Genomic DNA, 17,237 nt, shown 5'->3' with positions numbered 1-17,237 from the left:
CCCCACACCCCACCCCCTTCTTGATGACAATGCGTAAGTCCTATAGTTATATATTTATTAATATGTATCTGTGCAACGATAACATTAACTCTGATTTTTACCGAAAGCAGATAACGCCAAAAAATGTGTATTGCTCGGGAAATCTTGCCTTAGCATTTGAATTTACTTCTTTAGTAAAACCAGAAGAACTTAAAGGATGAATACAAGCTATGAAAACCCACCAGAAGAATCATCTGTTGACTGCATCTGATAATCAGTATGTGCTTTCGCCTGAGAAAGAAGCACAGCTAAAGGCTCTGTTATTACAAGTTGATGTTGCTGCTTCTGCTCCATACAAGGTACTGCAATCCACTGAGCAAATTGTAAATGAAGTCATTTTTGAGTCTGATGTGGATGGTGTACAGTACTACGTGGTGCGCTGTCGCCTCAAATTTCAAGAAAAAATTAGTCTTAGTCCCCGCGAAAAAGCAATTGCTAAATTAGTTGCACAGGGTCTTCCTAACAAATCGATTGGTATTCGTCTTGACATTAGTCCTTGGACAGTCGCCACACACCTGCGCCGTATTTTTGTCAAGCTAGGAGTCACTTCTAGAACCGCTATGATTGCTCGTGTTTTCAAAGAAGATCTTCTCAAAGAGTGACCAAGTAATATTAATATCCTTCATTTTTGAAACATATCAGCTCCCCTAACCGTAAGCAAGAGGGTTGGGGGATAGGGAGGATATCCATAGCAAATATTTAGCGAACGGTATTGGTGGAAAAAGATGCTAGAGGGCCTTTGTTGGGTTGGAAGCTGTGGAGGGTGGAAACCCCGGGGACAACAAAATACTATGACTGAAGACAAGACATTGGCCGTAAAGTAGACGTTTACAGCGATTTTAAGCTAAAGTTGTAATGAGTTCATTTTATGTTTAGAAAATTATAAAGCCAAAGTCAACCAGCACACAAATTTCTCAGCCTTAGCAGTAATTTCCACAAGCTAAAAAGTAAAAATAGTATATGTAGCTGAACGTGCAGGGTGCAAAATGTTTAGATATATAAAATAACAGAGAAGCATTCAAAAGGGAAAATTAGCCCATAGGTTCATAAACTTTAAAATATGCAAAAGCAAGCGATATCGACACAACCAATTCGTTCACTCGAAGATGCTCTTGAGCAGTGTCAAGCATTGGGTATGCGCGTAAGCCGTCAGCGTCGTTTTATCCTAGAGCTACTTTGGGAAGCAAGAGAACATCTTTCAGCCAGAGAGATTTATGATCGCCTGAATCAGCAAGGCAAAGAGATTGGACATACCTCTGTGTATCAAAATTTAGAAGCGTTATCCAGCCAAGGCATCATTGAATGTATTGAACGTTGTGACGGACGTTTATATGGTAACATCAGTGATTCCCACAGTCATGTTCACTGTTTGGATACAAATCAAATCTTGGATGTTCACGTAGAACTACCAGAAGAATTTATTCGTCAAATTGAAGAAAAAACAGGAGTGCGGATTAGTGACTACAGTATTAATTTTTACGGTTACCGAAACTCGCAAGAAAGCAAATGATGGTTGATAGTGAGTTGGACTCAAGCGCAATCATGACCTGTGACTTATTACCATATTAACTGTAGTTATCACCTACAACTGTTTCATGATCTGCGCCTTCAATGACCTGCTTATTTTAGGGTACATTGTTAAAACAAACAGCTGGAATAGCGGATTATGAGCGATCGCTCTTTGAAACTATTGTTAATAGACCAAGATCCGATCTTCCGTCTAGGGCTACGAGTGGCTTTGGAAGAATTCTCGAATTTACAGGTGGTATCGGAAGCAGAAACAGACACTGGTGCATTGCAGATTTTAGCAAAACTTGCACAAGAAGACTTGAACCAGGTCAATTTAGTCGTCTTGGAATTAGGAAACACTCGCTCCCGATCTCGCCAGCAACTCGGTTTACAACTGTGTCGTCACTTAAAAATTCAGTACCCCAACCTGCCATTATTACTTTTAAGTTCTGTTCAAGAACGAGGATTGCTTCTAGCAGCAAAAGCTGCTGGGGTAGATGGTTACTGTCCGAAAGGGACTCCTATTTCTGAATTAGTCACCACGATGTACGATTTGATAGCAGGTGGCTCATGCTGGGATAAGGAGATAGAAAAGGAAGATACACAGATGGAAAGATATAGGGACACAAACTATGCTATTGAAAATCTCTCTACATCTTTTCAACTTCCTTTTGTTCAGTTGCGCAAGCATCTACGCTTATCTGGAACTCGTTACATCGAGGCTACTTTAGGAGAAGTGACAGCACAATTGCAAGTCCCAGGATTACCATTACTAGATCGAGCATTATTAGCTGGACAAAGACGAGAATTGCTAGCAGCTCGTTGGCTCTTGAATCGATTATTAACTTCACCTTTGGAAAAGCGACAGGATGTGAAATCTGATTCACGTCATGTTTCTGCAAGCAATGATTTTTCATCTACACAGTTGCAGTCTCTGACAAATTCTTTCCCAAATACTTCTGTTTCCAAATCTGACTCAACAGAAAAGCAAAATACTCCTTCTTTGCTGAGTCCTAGATCATTACAAGCAAAATTATTTGCATCTTGCATTACCAAACTTCAGTTTCCTCTACAAAACGTCACAGCAACTCCTTTAGAAATTGATATTTTACGTGAAGAAAAAAAGCGTGATTTAGTTTATATTGTTCTACAGAGAATTGCTGATACCTTAGATGAAATGCGTTCTTCTGTGGTAGAAATAAACCAATTATATGAATTAAAAAGTACCGTCTTACTTGATGTATGGCAATCATCAACGACAAACTTTTTTGGAAAATTCTCTCGTATACAAGTAGGAAATCAAAATTTAGAAATTGTAAATTTCCTTCTACAAAATGCTGCAGTTGTACAATCAGAAATTCTCGCGAGAATTCCTCTTGTTGATGACTTATTTTCATATCTTCTATTTCAAAGTGATTTGCGAATTGATAATACTTCATATTCAGCAGGTAGTTCTGAAGCAAAGGAATATGCAGAAATGATTCTGGAAAATTTATTGATTCAGCTAGCAAATGGAGTCATACAGCCGCTGCTCAACTCTTTAGCAGATGTAGAAGAAATCAAGCAAAATTTTTATGATCGCCAATTAATTTCAACACGGGAAATAGAACGATTTAGAAATAATTTGTCTTGGAGATATCGTATCAGGAATTATATCAATGAGCCTAAGGCAATTTTTGAAAGTCGTTATGACTTATTTGTCTTTGCACCTCGTGGTATTGCGACAATGTCCATTTACGCGCCGCGTAGACAAGAGTTGACGCAACTTTCTGGTATACCACTAGTTGTCACGCTAGGGATAGAATTTCGTGATGCGATCGCTCCTCGGATACAATCATTATTATCCTTGTTTGGAAGCGGTGTTGTCTTTGTTCTTACACAAGTTGTTGGTCGTGGGATAGGTTTGATTGCTCGTGGTATTCTTCAAGGAATTGGGAGTGTTTCTTTAACAGAAAAGAAGAATAAAAAGTAAAAACCAGCCACGATGATGCTCAAATTCAAAATATGACACAAAGTGCTACGTTGCGGGCTTCACGTATTCGCAATCTGCAGATAAAATTTAGAAATTCTGAATTTTCATTTTTTCTCGTTACCAGATTTCGCCTGGTAACGAGTGCTGGAAGGCTTAACCTCCCCGGAGAATAGATTTTACTTACATAGTTACTTTGTCTAATCAACTGAATTTGAGACTAACTGCGTAGCTTGACTTACAGACACTTTTGCATCCAAATTAGGTGTTGGGATGTGCTTCATTTCCCAAACTTTTAGCAGAATCAGGTATTCATAGAAAGCTTGTAATGTACACCAAGCAAAGCCAGCGCGTCCGTCTAAGCAGCCACCTAAGATAAAATACATATACAGAAAACGTATGATTGGTCTAGCTGGTAAACGCAGGGACAAATTTTTTAAAGCGCGGCGTCGTTCGACTTCTGACTTCCCAAAAAAGAGACTGCGCCAGCTAACTGTTCCATTCTCTAATTGATGAAGAGTTTCTCTGGCTTCATCTGTAGAGTAACGGTTGTGTTTATCAATCCAGCGACTGAACCCCTTACTAGAAGTATAATGAGGGTATGTTTCTTTCAAAAACCCTGTTGAACCATCACAAACTTCTCTTTCTGTGTGACCATAATCTGTAAACCAGACTTTACCGTGGCGGAAAAGGCGCAGCTGGTAACGGGGATACTGGGTACTGCGTCGAATCCAAGAATTCATGAAAATGACGCGTTCAGCGACATAGTAACCAATGTAATCTGGATTCTGAGTGGCTTTTTCGCATTCGCTGAAGAGTTCTGGAGTCATGCGTTCGTCAGCTTCTAGAATGTAAACCCATTCATGCTTGGGAGTTATATTTTCTAGCATCCAGGTACGTTGACGACCGTGGCTTTCAAAAGCGTGCTGAACAACACGAACCGGATAGCGGTTGGCTATTTCTACAGTGCGATCGCTACTACATGAGTCTACAACAATAATGTCATCCGATAGCATCGCCGATTCAATACAAGCGGCAATATCAATCTCTTCGTTATAAGTCAAAATGTAAATTGAAAACATTCTTTATGTTAGTTAAGTAACTCCTATCGTGCGTAATTATACTTGTTTGTGGTGAATATATGCAAGAGAAGTCAGAGGCTTTTCATCAATAATCGGTAAAAGTGGCAGTATGAGCCAACAAAAATGTTTGATGCGTCCTACTGCCCTAATAACTCTGGATAAAAAATAAACTAGCGTGCAGGTACTTTGCGTTTGCTACCTTGGAGAGCACCCATACCTCTTAATCCCGACCAGCCGATAATGATGTAAGCAACAGACAAAAGTAAACTACCCATAACAATTCTTAAACCAGGCTTCCAATTGTCTTCAGCTTGTTTGATTAATTCCTCTCGGCGAGCACGAATTTGGGTTAGTCTTTGAGTTGCAAGTTGTTGTGGATCGCTTTGTTGGGCGATGAATTTGTCAAGTTCTTGAGGATTTGCTTTGAACTTCTTGAGCAAATCTTTTGTCGCTGGGGGAATATTGGGGTTATTTAGTGCTTGCTTATAACGCTGCTCATCTTGAAGGAGTTCTGTATACTGAGTTCTGACTTGGGTTTTCTGTTTTTCTAGAGCTGCTTTGAATTGATCGTTACCCAGTTGAGCTTGCACTTGATTAAGCTGAGTTTTTAATTGATTCTCTGCTAATTCCGCATCTTTAGTAATTTGTCCCACAACTTGAGTTCTTTGATGAATAATATTTGTTGCGTGAACAGGAGCAATAATCAAAAAAAATAACCCCAAGATACTTGATATGACAAGAGCTGGTATTCTAAAGTCTATAGGAGATTGATTGCTATCATCAAAGCTATCAACCCAATACCCAGTAAATAGCATACCAAACCCGACCAATGGCACGACTCCCCGCTCAACCATAGCAGTTGCCCACCTGAGTTGCAACTGCTTGTCAGTTGGGCTGAAGTCAAGGCTGAGAATAAGAAAATCAATCAGAAAGGACAATATTAAAATTATCCCAATAACTTTGAGTGTGCGGGCGGCGAGGACAGCCGCAAAACGGTTATTCATAGTTTTTCGTCTGGTAGTTGTACAAAAGTGAATATTCTATATCAAGGTAATGGAACATTGTTCTCATAACGCTACTTAATTGTTTGTCATTACAAAATTATTTTTTCTATGATAAATTTTGTACGCTTTTATTTAAGCTACACCACGGTAGCATCTGTATTTTAGCTTGTCTTCAGAAAACCCTTGAATAAAAACATACTAGATGTAATTTTACATACTTAGTCACGACAAATGAGTTTATTGTGTCATTCTGAGAGTTTTTTCCCAGATTGGTAAATCCTCTGGACGATCAATGTCAGCCAAGCGAGGTAAGTCAGCGACTGATAAACTAAGCGTCTGGGCAATATTTATAGTCTGATGGAAAACTTGAGAGGTTCCCCAATCTATATTGATAAATAATTCTGGGATAAGACGCTGCAAACCAATCAAGTAATAACCACCATCCACGGCTGGACCAAGCACAAGCTCGCACTTCTGGAGTTTTTCAAAAGCTTCTGCTAAAATCTGGTCATTAACACCAGGACAGTCGGTACCGATAGTCAGGACTTTTTCCGCGCTTGATTGAAACGCATTGAAAAAAGATTGTGTCATCCGTAAACCTAAATCTCCTTCTCCTTGAGGTTGGTAAACCAAATCATATCCTAGCCAGTCTTGCATCAGTTGCAAATTACCACCTGCAAACCGCACTTCAAAAGATACAGCACAAGTCTTTTGTAAGTGTTTGACTTGAGATAGCGTGTGTTCCGTCATTTGACGCTGAAGATTTGCTGCGCCTTCAATTCCTAAAGCAGGTATCAGTCGGGTTTTTGTTTTACCTGGTTCTGGATAACGAGTGAAAATGATGAGATGCTGTTTTGCTGTTTGTGGTAGATTTTGCATGAGATGCTTGATTGAAATCAATTAAAAATATACAGCAATCCCAGATAGGTCGTGAACAAAAAATTATGAAAACGAACCGCAAAGTACACGAAGTACGCTAAGGAAGAAAAGAGAGAAGATGTTCACAAACAATTTAGGTTTGCTGTATTAATAGCAATACTTATTTTTGTTATCATAGGTGTCAGATTCGTCGTGTTTGCTCTCAGGTTTATCGTGTTCTTTTCCTGTTCGTATTGCGCCTAAGATTGTAGAAATGTAGACGCAACGTTTAGCTTTACCACCATATTTACTAGATAAAGTTATTTGTCCTAATGTTCTTAATGATGTTTGAGTACACTCACTTCCTACTTCGTAAACGGGACAACCTTGGTAGTTAAACATAATTCGCCACTCTTGCTTTGTAGTTTCCTTTGGAAAAGTTGTCTCGTACTCTCCTTTGTTATCTTTATAAATATGAATATTTTGGTCAAGGTTATGCCATAGAGTATTGTTGATACTGATAGCATTAGGAATAAATACCTTTGCTTCTGCTTGATGAACTGCCCATTGCACAATACCATTTTGTTCGCGAAAACTAACTTGCCAGGTTAATTTGTTTTTGATGGCTTGAGTTTGAGCTTGGCGTATAGCAAGATAAACTTCGTTTTGGGCAGCTTTTAGACGTTGAATATCGACAAAAGCTAACCAACTTGGCATTGATATGGCAGCTAAGATACTAAGAATAACAAGACTGATTAAAAGTTCTAGAAGTGTGAAGCCACTACTAGAATGATTCTGAAATAGATTTTTTTCATTCATTTTAGTAATTATATATAATACAGCAATCTTATATGAGTTGTGAGAATTTATCGAACCGCCAAGACGCCAAGGACGCCAAGAAAGAGAGAAGAAAAAAATAATGCTAACATCTTGCACAATTCTCAACAAGACTTAAAAAACCGGGTTTCTGAAGGTAAAATAAAGGTTTGTAAGTGTCGTCATTCTCAAAAAAACCAGTTTTTGACGCTGGTGCAAGATACAAGCTATGAGCTTTGAACTGAAATTTAAGGCGTACTCAGATACAAGTGGAAGAACTCAATACATTTATTTTGTCAACAAGAATCTACTTCCTTGGACTCGCATGCTTAATTGAGGAAAATATGTTTTGTGACTTTCTTTGAAATCTATATTTTTCTTTTGAAGACGAGCAAGAGCATTACCACGTAAATAAACTTCTGCTAGGATATTTTGTGAATCGACACAAACGTAAAAACCTCGTGTTTTAACCTTGCCAGTAGCAACAGCATCATCATTTATGCCATTTTTAGAAAATTGTGGCACTTGTTGATAACCTATCGTGCAATTGGGAGGTGCTGGATTTGTGTTCTCACTTATCCTAGTTTGATCAATGTAATCAATTAAAGGTACAATATCTTGTGTATAAGGTTCATCTTTATCCCTCTTTTCATCTTTCTTCCTTTTCCATTGATTCATCTTACTCTTAAGATTACCTGAACCTTCCAGATTAAACATCTGAAAACCTTTGTCTGGCCAAATATCCTTATCATTGGTTTTAGTAGGTTCATAGCCATCGCTTATTTGAAATCTACCAATTCGAGCAGCTTTAGACCATCTAAAGTTATTCTCTGTAATCAAATAATAGGCAACTAAAGAGTAAAAGAAGGTATCATCTTGCATTTTGGATTTTTCTTTCGACATGAATTCCCGCTTCCAGAATACAAGAACAGGAAAAAAGATATTTTTATCACCATATCTTGGTAGTTTGTTCCTAATTGCATTAATGCCATCAGCATCATATATATAAACTGACTGCTTCAAATCCCGCGCGATATAGTCAAGTGCTGCTTTCATTTCTTGCTTAGTGTTTGCCTCGGCTTGCTCTTGTTGTTCAACTGTGATAATGTCAACCATTAATCCCAGCAAAGGTGTGATGACAATGGTAGCGATGACGATGCCTACCAGTAACTCAATTAGGGTAAAACCATCACATTTCTGTTTATTTATAAAAAGTTTCCATTGCTTAATGAAAAGCCATTTGATTGGAGTCATAATATTTCTTTGTCTGGAATCGCGTCAATTTAGCAATTAGATTGAGGATTATCAGGAGTAGCTGGAGGTTTTAGGCGCTGACAGAAATCACGAAATGTTGTTACCTTACTCGTTTCCTTGTTTGATATTTCTGTCATTTCTATTAAGGGTACTTGGATGGAGATTAAACTTGTTTTCTCTGTGAAAGTTTCTGCTTGTTTAAGTTTTTGGTTTTTTGATGCTTTCAATTTGATGCTAGGCTTATTGAAAGCATCGGCTCTGTACACTCGCAACCCTAATCTATAGCCATCCTGGGGATTATCGGAAGTTGGGTTATACCCAAATGCCTGAACAATCATGTCTTTGAAGTTATTATTTGGACAACCTCCTGTATCTCCATCGACACAATACAACTGAAATGCTTTAGCTGCAGAAGAAATTGAGCATAAGCCACTACCAGTTGTAGGACAAGTCAGGGTTCCTGAAGGTGCATCTGGTGAAGGTGGCTCGGTAATATCTCCTGTGCTTTTTGTTATGATGGGTGGTGGTGGAATATTGCCTGATCTCACACCATCAATGTAGATTTGAGCAGCGTCAGTTGCTAACTCAACACGCTTTGCTTGCATCCGGGTTGCAACAGAGAAGATAATGACAGGGGCGATCGCCACTAGTAAAATACCAACAACAACGACTGCGACTAATGATTCGATGATGGTAAAACCTGACTGACTTGATGGAAATGCTTGCTGTTTGTGGTGAATCATATTTCAGCAATCAAATGACTCTGGCTTATCTCAAATTCAAAATTTAATCCGGGACTGCGTCCCGCGAAGCAATCAAAATTCAAAATTCAAAAATAATAAAATATTTGTGACTTGAAGAAATTTTAAGGACACGTACCTCGTTGGTCTGAACTAATAGCGTATTTAAAGTTACTACCATACGTAGAAGGAGCATTTTCGTAACCGCCAACATTTGCATCTTGTACAGCACACAACAAAGTTTTTACCCAATCATCGTCTCGCCCGACTTCTCTGTAAAATTCATTCGGCTTGTGTGTTGTGGGTGTGGTAAAGTGTAGAGAGAACAAGTCAGGTGACTGACTCAGCAAGGCTGTATCATAACTCCAGAAACGGTTAGGTGGAGTAAAGAAAGGTGAACGACTTAGATTTTGATTGGAAGCATTAGTTCTAGTAGTGACTGTTTGCCAAGGCGCTGTGGCATAGTTACTGTGTTTAAATTGGATGAAAGAACCAGATGCTGTGTGGCTTATCCCTTTCCAGCGTTCTAAGTAACGTACGAAGTTTTCTAAACCACCATTACTTTCTGTTGGGCGTCCTGGCGTGTTACCTTGAGCGAATATGAGATTTGTTTCTGTATTTGTGGCGGTTTGCATCCAATTATTTGCCTTATCTTTTACATTCTGACTTTCTGAAAGAGTGGGTAAGTTTTCATCAGAAGCGATGAAAGGATATTGAATTTGCAATACTGGTATTAACAGTGGTTGATTTGTGTTTTCACTATTTGCAAACTCTTTGGGATTATTGGGATTTGCAATCCACAAAGGGTAGTTATAACCGTAATTAGGTAGGGTATCGTTCGCTGTCTGAAACCACAAAGCGTTTGCGCGTAACCTAGGTCGATTGCTAGATTCATATTGTGCGTATGAAGTACCTGCTATTGTGGTAGCAGTGTAAGGATAGTAATTTATCTGCCCATTATTATCATCGTTTGAATCAACTTCAGGATTATCAGGACCTTTGACTCCTAAAGGAATTGGTTTGAAACCAGCTAAAATTAATTTACCTGTACTGTCTCGCAGGAAAGTGACTCGGCGGGGATAGTGTCTGTCTTCTGGATTCAAGGCTGGTTTTGCTGTCGTACCTGCACCAAGTTTATGAACAACATAGCTAGCATTATTTGGTGTTAATTGGTTTGCCCTTAGATTAGGGTTATCATCTGTATCATCAAAGTCTCCATCGCCATTAGCATCGTAACCAACAACCCAATCATCAGGTTCACATGCTGCGACTATGAGTTTACGACACATTTCCATGACATACTCTGGAAATATCACCCGACGCTGAATTGGAGTCACAAAGTTATTGAAATAGGAACTCTTGATTGGCTTGTCACTAGAATCAGTTGGATTTCCAGAGTTGCTAGTGTTATCCTTCCAAGGAAAACTCGTGACAAAGTTGTTATCCCAGAAGCCATTTATCTTAGCAGCGTCTGAAAGATTGTTTGAAATCTTGTGATTTCTCAAATCGTAGTCGCCTTCTTCACGGAAACCGAAGCGAAAATTATCAGATAAAACTGTAATTGCATCAGCAATAACTACTGCTGAACGCCAAGTTTCACCAATGTTGCAACGAGGAAACTGCTTTGGGCGACAGGCAAAGTTATCATTCACTGATTGACGTGCGTAGAATTTATGACTCCAGTCCTTTTCGACTTTCAAGGAGTTATCTGTAAACTCTTCTTGAGTGTGAAGATTGAAATTCCCTTTGATGTAAACTGGTAGGTTAGATACTAAAATAAGTCCTTTCTCTTCTGGCTTGTAGGTAGGGTGACGGCTGATATCACTACCATTAATTAACATGATGGCATTTGGTCGCCGAGTTGGATCTAGTTTGAAGTCTGTAGCGCTGATATCTTTACTTTTTGGTTGACTTTCATCTGCGAGTGCATCATCACGAGTCGCGTAAATAATCCCACTATTGGGAAATAAAAACTCTCCATCAGTTTTTGATTTTCTGCGTAACAAATCCAAATCCAAAATAGTGGCGCGAATTTCTAAAGGCTGACGCAGTTCAACATCCAAATCGTAAGTTGTATCACTTATAGTGCTTGGCTTGTCAATTGCTTTAATCTGTCTTGCGTCGAGAAAAGCAGTTTCCATAATAGCGCCATGAGGAATTTTAGTATCTGTGGGATTACCAATAGTACCGTCCAAAATTTTCAAGGCGCACATAGCAGAATCAACTGCTGATTGTTCTGCAAGGGTAAGAGACTGACTCGCTGTGATTTTTTTCCAAGCATTTTGAAGTGGTTCATTCACCCAACGTCCATTTGGGTATTTCAGCTGTGCTTGGTAATTCAGCACGTTCTCGTAACTTGTTGTTGAGAGAGACTCTGCTGAGTAGACAACACCGTTGTTGGAGTCACCAGGATTATTACTAATATTCGGTAACCCTGTTAACTCTCTGTTTGTCTCTCTTAAGCTAACGTCTGGTAAACTTGTCTGGTTTCTGGCTGTCGTACTATTTGTGGGGTTGTAATAACTGCTGACACAAGCAATTGGTTGTTGGTAGTCGGTTGGAGTCTTAGGATTGTAGGAGTCATCTTGGTAGTGATAAACTGCTGTAGCCCGCATTTGTAGAAAGGGTGTGTATTGTTGTTTATCAGGCAGAATATCAATCACACTTGTATCAGCAGGATTCTGACGCATCGGCATAGAATCTGCCCAGACTTCATTTGTAGCTGCGATACGCGTAGCGTCAAGCCTCCGGCTGATCGCACTCTCAAATTGAGTTGCTGTTGAACTGGGAGTGTAACCGTTTGGTAAATAAATTCCTGCACCTGTGACGATTCGCAAACCTCCAACCACATCCAGAGAACTTTGGGGTTTTTGTGCTGCTGACTTTTCCCAAAATTCGTCTCGATCTGTAGCTGCTAAATCCTCGAATTGATATGCTTGGGAGAAGCGCTGACGAGTTACAGTAGTATTATTTCCAGTCTTATCAACATCCCATTCTTTACCAGTAATAGTCTGTCCTTCGTCTGGTGAACTGAGAAATTTGTCTTTGGTTGTGTCAAACCATAATTGAGGAAGGTTGTTACCAACTAAAAGGCGATCGCCTATTTTTTGCTCTTTATCTGCTTTTGCTTGTTCTGCTGGATCTGTCGCAGATAGAGAAAGTTTCTGACTACCGTTTTCTTGAATTCCTATTTCGGCATAATTCGTAGCCGTTTTCCCATCAGTAGGATCAAAGGGAAATATCCATTCATCAACTGGTCTTAAAGAGTTACCACTTCCTTGAAGAGGATTGTTTGTTTCATCATCGTAACTTCCATCTTTCAGTGAGTCAACGCCCTGTGTAATTTCAGCGTATGGAACACGACGTGTCCGTTTTCTAAAATAAATTCTTAGTTTTTGATCACGAACTTTAACAGGATCTAAGCTGGAGTCAGCATCTAAATCTCGTTTTATTTCCTGTTCAACTTCATCTGGAAGTTCTGCATTATTTGGATATGCACGATTTGTTGCTTGCACTAAGCGCTCAATTCGTTTTATATATGCTTCATCGTTATAAGCTGCTGTGTTTTCAAAAACAGATGTCGGTACAGTTTTATTTGTGTTGTTTATCAAGTCATTTTTAATTGCACTGTTAAATTCATAAGATTGGTCAAACAAATCTACCTGCACATCACCACTGCTAGAATTCTCTGTTACACTACTATTTATCACATTTCCAGCAACAATAATTTTGCTATTTTCTTCTTTGAAATAGCAAGAATTTGGACTACTGACTAAATACAATCTAACAGGCTGAGTGGTGGCTCTTGTTAGCAAATTACCATTAGTGAAGATACGACCATTCAGACTAATCCCTTCTTCAGAACCAATTTCTAAATCATCTTCAGAAAAAACAGCATTGTTACTCAAAGGTATTCTTGCTCGGTTTTGCTGATATTCTAGAGCGACAAAGCCTTGATTACCTGTAAATGTTTCATATTTATTAGTGTCCAATTCCATTAAATTTGTGATAGGTACAGTCGTGGTATAGACAAAAATACTTTTTTTGAATTTGTCGCCGACTTTATACCAACCTTGAATACTGTCCAAGTTCACGCTAGAAGTAAACAGCCTCTGACATTGCTTACCAACAGTAGTACTCTCGTCCATCGGTTTTGTTCTTGCTTTTAAAACACTTTTGTCTCTATTAGTCGTTGAAGTCCGAAAGTAAATTCCATAGAGAGTATAACTATCAAATTTACCATTTTTATCTAGATCTACAGGATATTTCCAAGCTGTTCTTAGAGTTTCTTCGTCTTGAATATTATTTTGATCATTAAATTGTTGAACAAGTTTTAATTGTGTCTCATCACCAAAAGTGAATTCGTCAATGTTGTCGTTGATAACTTGCTCCAGTAAAAAATATGAAGGAGTTGAGCTTGATAATCTAGAGTCTCCAAATAACTGTTCTATTTTTGCTTTTGCTCTTTCAAGAGATGGTAATGTTGCGCTCATCACAGCTTCATTCACTCGGACATTACTCGCATGTTTTGACCTTTCAAAAGATCGAAATAAGATAGCAGTTGTCATCAGCACAACTACCAATGCTACCATTGCTACTGTCGGTAACACAAAACCAGCATTCATATTTGCTCGTCGTCTTCTTCTATTAACGAACAAATTTTTTAAGAGTCGAATAATTTGCTTTTGAATGAAAGATAAAAATATTTGACTTATTTTTCGATAAAATCTCTTAATTGTTTTTAATTTTCGACGATAGTGAGACATAAGTGCTTTCTCTTGAAAGTAAGCTTATATTACCCACTTTTAGATCAGAAATATAAATCTGGCATAAATGATTATTGAAACATATAGCAGTCATAAATCATTTTTAAAAAATTAGAAACTGGGTTTGCTGCCAGAAACCGGGTTTCTAGACTCCAATAATTTATGTGCTGCGCGCAGGCTATGCCAACACAACTCATCTCGGAAGAATTGCTATATAAAAACCTCCCTATTTCCGGGAGGTTTTCGCACAATAACAAAGCCCTTTTCCTAATCGGAAAGGGGTTAAAGCAATATCACAATTTTAGTAATGATTCAGATTTATTCCAGCTTCTTTCGCCATTGCTTCTAACCCTTTAATTTCCAGGGTTTTAATTGCTTTGGTAGATAAGCGCATTTTTACCCAACGCTTTCCGCCTTCCCACCAAATACGCTTGCTGTGGAGGTTGGCTTCCTGAAGACGCTTGGTACGGCGGTGAGAGTGAGAGATGGAAAAGGCGTTATTTGCTTTTTTACCTGTTAATTCACAGCGACGAGACATTGTTAGAAACTCCGATTTTTGTTTAGCACAATCTCTCATTATATGATTTCTTCTCGTTCCTGGGCTGCAGCTTGGTAACGCATTGTAGAAGGATCTGCTTTCTGTTATAATGAGGCGGAGCCTCATTACATGCATTCCCCGGCAGAGCCAGGGAACGAGAGAACGAGATAGAAGTATTTTCTTCTATTTTGCAGCTTCTTGGGTTAGCTTGGTGAGTACCTCATTGGAACGCTCGACGAAAGCTTTCATTCCTTCAGCGTCAAAACCTTTTTGAGACATCAATGCCAAATCATAGATATGTTGGCAAACTAAATTCACTAGCTGTCCGGTAGGTGATTGAACATCACCTTGAATGATACTACCTTGACTAAGATTCGCCAAATTTTGAATCAGTGGGTGAGCAGTATTAACTAAGAAAACGTGATCTTCGGGAAATTCTGCTGTTTGCTGCTGCATTAGCGCGTTCATTTCTCGCAGGCGGCGCAAAATCTCTGGTAAAAGTACGACTGCTGGTGGTGTTCCTTGTGGATCGTCTGCTTTTAAAGCTTCGGTGCGAATATTCACCTTGGGTTTATTCAAAGCTTTCTCGAACAGCTCTTTGATAATCTCACTTTTGGTTTTATTTGTCTTGGGATCAACGATTTCCCCAGCTTTGTCTTTATCCAGCAGGGTGCTATCTAAATCGGAGTCTACTCGTGTAAATTTAACATCCTGATATTCTCGTTCCAAGAAGTTGATGAAGTGGGTGTCGATAAAGGAGTCCATAAACAGGACTTCTAAACCTTGATTTTTGTGCAGTTCTATGTATGGAGATTGTGCTGCTTCATCGGTGGCGTAGAAGACGCGGTTTTCGTGACGTTCTTTGTTGCGTTCTAGGTATTCTTTGAGAGTTGTGTATGGTAATTTTGGAGTGTCTGCTGAAGTGACATCTTGCCAAACATCTCCCTCTTGAGATTGTACCTCAACTGCTGGGGTCGCTGTTGACTCCTGAGCACTGCTTGGTTGATAAGTGCTGCGAAAGACGATGATATCTTCAACTTGTTTTTTGAATTTCTCGTCGTTGAGAACGCCAAATTTTACGAAGGTACCTAAGTCTTTCCAAGTGTTAATGTATTGTTCGCGGTTGTCGCGGTAAAGTTCTTTGAGGCGATCGCCTACTTTCTTGGCTATATAATCACCGATTTTGCGCACAGTGCGATCTGTTTGCAAAGCACTTCGCGATACGTTTAGGGGAATATCGGCGCTATCAATCACACCTCGCATGGGTAGAAGAAATTGTGGGATAATTTCTTCACAATGATCGCTGACAAAAACTTGGTTGCAGAAAAGTTTGATTTGCCCTTTTGTAACATCAACATCCGGCTTCATTTTGGGGAAATACAAAATCCCATTAATGATGAACGGATAATCAGTATTCAGATGCACCCAAAGCAACGGCTCTTCTTGGAAAGGATACAGGTAGCGGTAAAATTCTAAATAATCTTCTTGACTCAAGCTACTAGGAGTCTCCCGCCAGACAGCTCTTTGCTTATTTAACACCTCGCCATCCAGCTTAATTGGCACTGGCATGAAATCGCAATATGTCTTAATAAGCTGCTTGATGCGTGCTGATTCTAAATACTCCTGTTCTTCTTCTTGCAGAGTCAAGATAATCGTCGTACCAATCGTTGTACGAGATGACTCATCTAGAATAAAGGATGGAGAACCATCGCAACTCCAGTGAACTGCTTGTGCTCCTTCTTTGTAAGATAAAGTATCGATTTCTACCTTTTGTGCGACCATAAAGGAGGAGTAGAAGCCAAGACCAAAATGACCAATAATTGGTTGGTCTGAATTGCCTTGGTACTTATGTATAAATTCCTCAGCGCTAGAAAAGGCGACTTGGTTAATGTATTTCTTGACCTCCTCAGCAGTCATTCCGATACCATTATCGGTGATAGAGAGGGTTTTTTTGTCTTTATCTATAGCGATTTGAATTTCTGGTTCAGCGATTTCACCAGAATACTCTCCAGCGCGAGATACCATTTTTAACTTCTGAATAGCATCTACAGCGTTGGAAACGAGTTCCCGCAAAAAGATTTCATGAGCCGAGTAGAGGGACTTCTTGATAATCGGGAAAATATTCTCAGTATGAATACTGATGGTACCTTGTTCTAGCATAACTGGTAATCTTCAATGCAAATATCTGAATGATAACTGAGGTAAAACCCCTCAGCACTCTTATGTACACCCAAAGCCTAATCTGGGTGATAGAAGGCTTACCTCATTTTGAAGGAAGGATATGGGATTCTACCAATTGGATTGTATGGTTTGTGTGAGGGCGATCGCTCGTCTTTTGCAGCATTGATTACCCGATATCAGGGATTCGGATTTCCCTACCAGTTCGCTAAAAGTAGCTATCTGGCTTCTTTTTGGCTTTGACAAGAAATCCTCGCTCTATATTTTCGACATCACGCGGTGGATATTTATAGGTATAACGACCAAAATTTGCTTGATCATCTCCCTATTGAACTACCTTTGCCTCCCAGCCATAACTAGCCAATAGCTCCTCCGGATGATTAAATCCTGAGCGGAAGTACCCTTGAAAAGTTGTATCTAGGTTAGATTGTATAGCACAAACGTTAATTAAATCTAACCGCTCCGAAAAACCTATACAAAACTA

The 17,237-nt window shown here is 39.2% G+C and carries 13 protein-coding genes; 4 read left to right on the top strand and 9 right to left on the bottom strand.

Annotated features, from left to right (window positions below; translation table 11 throughout):
- The 4 genes from DP117_RS35610 to DP117_RS27285 form a co-directional block, all read left to right on the top strand.
- Nucleotides 1-200: hypothetical protein (locus tag DP117_RS35610; protein ID WP_211176377.1), on the top strand; the 200-nt coding region annotated here is incomplete at its 5' end.
- A gap of 9 nt (nucleotides 201-209) precedes the next feature.
- Complete coding sequence (locus DP117_RS27295; RefSeq protein ID WP_169221344.1) at nucleotides 210-641, top strand: helix-turn-helix transcriptional regulator; 432 nt, start codon at nucleotides 210-212, stop codon at nucleotides 639-641.
- Between the two features lie 458 nt (nucleotides 642-1,099).
- Nucleotides 1,100-1,549, top strand: coding sequence for a Fur family transcriptional regulator (locus DP117_RS27290; RefSeq protein WP_169221343.1), 450 nt, complete (start codon nucleotides 1,100-1,102; stop codon nucleotides 1,547-1,549).
- A gap of 156 nt (nucleotides 1,550-1,705) precedes the next feature.
- Nucleotides 1,706-3,520 carry a DUF3685 domain-containing protein gene (locus DP117_RS27285; protein ID WP_169221342.1) on the top strand — a complete coding sequence of 605 codons (1,815 nt, stop codon included), beginning with the start codon at nucleotides 1,706-1,708 and terminating at the stop codon, nucleotides 3,518-3,520.
- A gap of 197 nt (nucleotides 3,521-3,717) precedes the next feature.
- Here DP117_RS27285 and DP117_RS27280 read toward each other — a convergent pair whose 3' ends face one another.
- The 9 genes from DP117_RS27280 to htpG all read right to left on the bottom strand — a co-directional run bounded on the left by DP117_RS27280 (nucleotide 3,718) and on the right by htpG (nucleotide 16,735).
- A complete protein-coding gene (locus DP117_RS27280) occupies nucleotides 3,718-4,599 on the bottom strand; it encodes a glycosyltransferase family 2 protein (protein WP_169221341.1) in 882 nt (293 codons plus the stop codon).
- A 170-nt stretch (nucleotides 4,600-4,769) separates the two neighbouring features.
- The gene (locus DP117_RS27275; protein WP_169221340.1) at nucleotides 4,770-5,603 is read right to left on the bottom strand and encodes an HpsJ family protein; all 834 of its coding nucleotides are present in this window, start codon (nucleotides 5,601-5,603) and stop codon (nucleotides 4,770-4,772) included.
- 237 nt (nucleotides 5,604-5,840) lie between these two features.
- The gene (locus DP117_RS27270) at nucleotides 5,841-6,482 is read right to left on the bottom strand and encodes a TIGR04282 family arsenosugar biosynthesis glycosyltransferase (protein ID WP_169221339.1); all 642 of its coding nucleotides are present in this window, start codon (nucleotides 6,480-6,482) and stop codon (nucleotides 5,841-5,843) included.
- 147 nt (nucleotides 6,483-6,629) lie between these two features.
- A complete protein-coding gene (locus tag DP117_RS27265) occupies nucleotides 6,630-7,280 on the bottom strand; it encodes a prepilin-type N-terminal cleavage/methylation domain-containing protein (protein ID WP_169221338.1) in 651 nt (216 codons plus the stop codon).
- 285 nt (nucleotides 7,281-7,565) lie between these two features.
- Nucleotides 7,566-8,531 carry a hormogonium polysaccharide secretion pseudopilin HpsC gene (gene hpsC / locus DP117_RS27260; RefSeq protein ID WP_169221337.1) on the bottom strand — a complete coding sequence of 322 codons (966 nt, stop codon included), beginning with the start codon at nucleotides 8,529-8,531 and terminating at the stop codon, nucleotides 7,566-7,568.
- A 29-nt stretch (nucleotides 8,532-8,560) separates the two neighbouring features.
- Nucleotides 8,561-9,274, bottom strand: coding sequence for a hormogonium polysaccharide secretion pseudopilin HpsB (gene hpsB, locus DP117_RS27255; RefSeq protein WP_169221336.1), 714 nt, complete (start codon nucleotides 9,272-9,274; stop codon nucleotides 8,561-8,563).
- 122 nt (nucleotides 9,275-9,396) lie between these two features.
- Entirely contained in the window at nucleotides 9,397-14,037 is a 4,641-nt protein-coding gene (gene hpsA, locus DP117_RS27250; RefSeq protein WP_169221335.1) for a hormogonium polysaccharide biosynthesis protein HpsA, read from the bottom strand.
- A gap of 301 nt (nucleotides 14,038-14,338) precedes the next feature.
- Nucleotides 14,339-14,575 carry a 50S ribosomal protein L28 gene (rpmB, locus tag DP117_RS27245; protein WP_169221334.1) on the bottom strand — a complete coding sequence of 79 codons (237 nt, stop codon included), beginning with the start codon at nucleotides 14,573-14,575 and terminating at the stop codon, nucleotides 14,339-14,341.
- Between the two features lie 183 nt (nucleotides 14,576-14,758).
- A complete protein-coding gene (gene htpG, locus DP117_RS27240; protein WP_169221333.1) occupies nucleotides 14,759-16,735 on the bottom strand; it encodes a molecular chaperone HtpG in 1,977 nt (658 codons plus the stop codon).
- Nucleotides 16,736-17,237 lie beyond the last annotated feature (502 nt).

The sequence above is a fragment of the Brasilonema sp. UFV-L1 genome, assembly GCF_012912105.1.
GTDB lineage: Bacteria > Cyanobacteriota > Cyanobacteriia > Cyanobacteriales > Nostocaceae > Brasilonema.
Note: the sequence above shows the minus strand (reverse complement) of the source record. Positions and strands in the feature narration are given on the sequence as shown.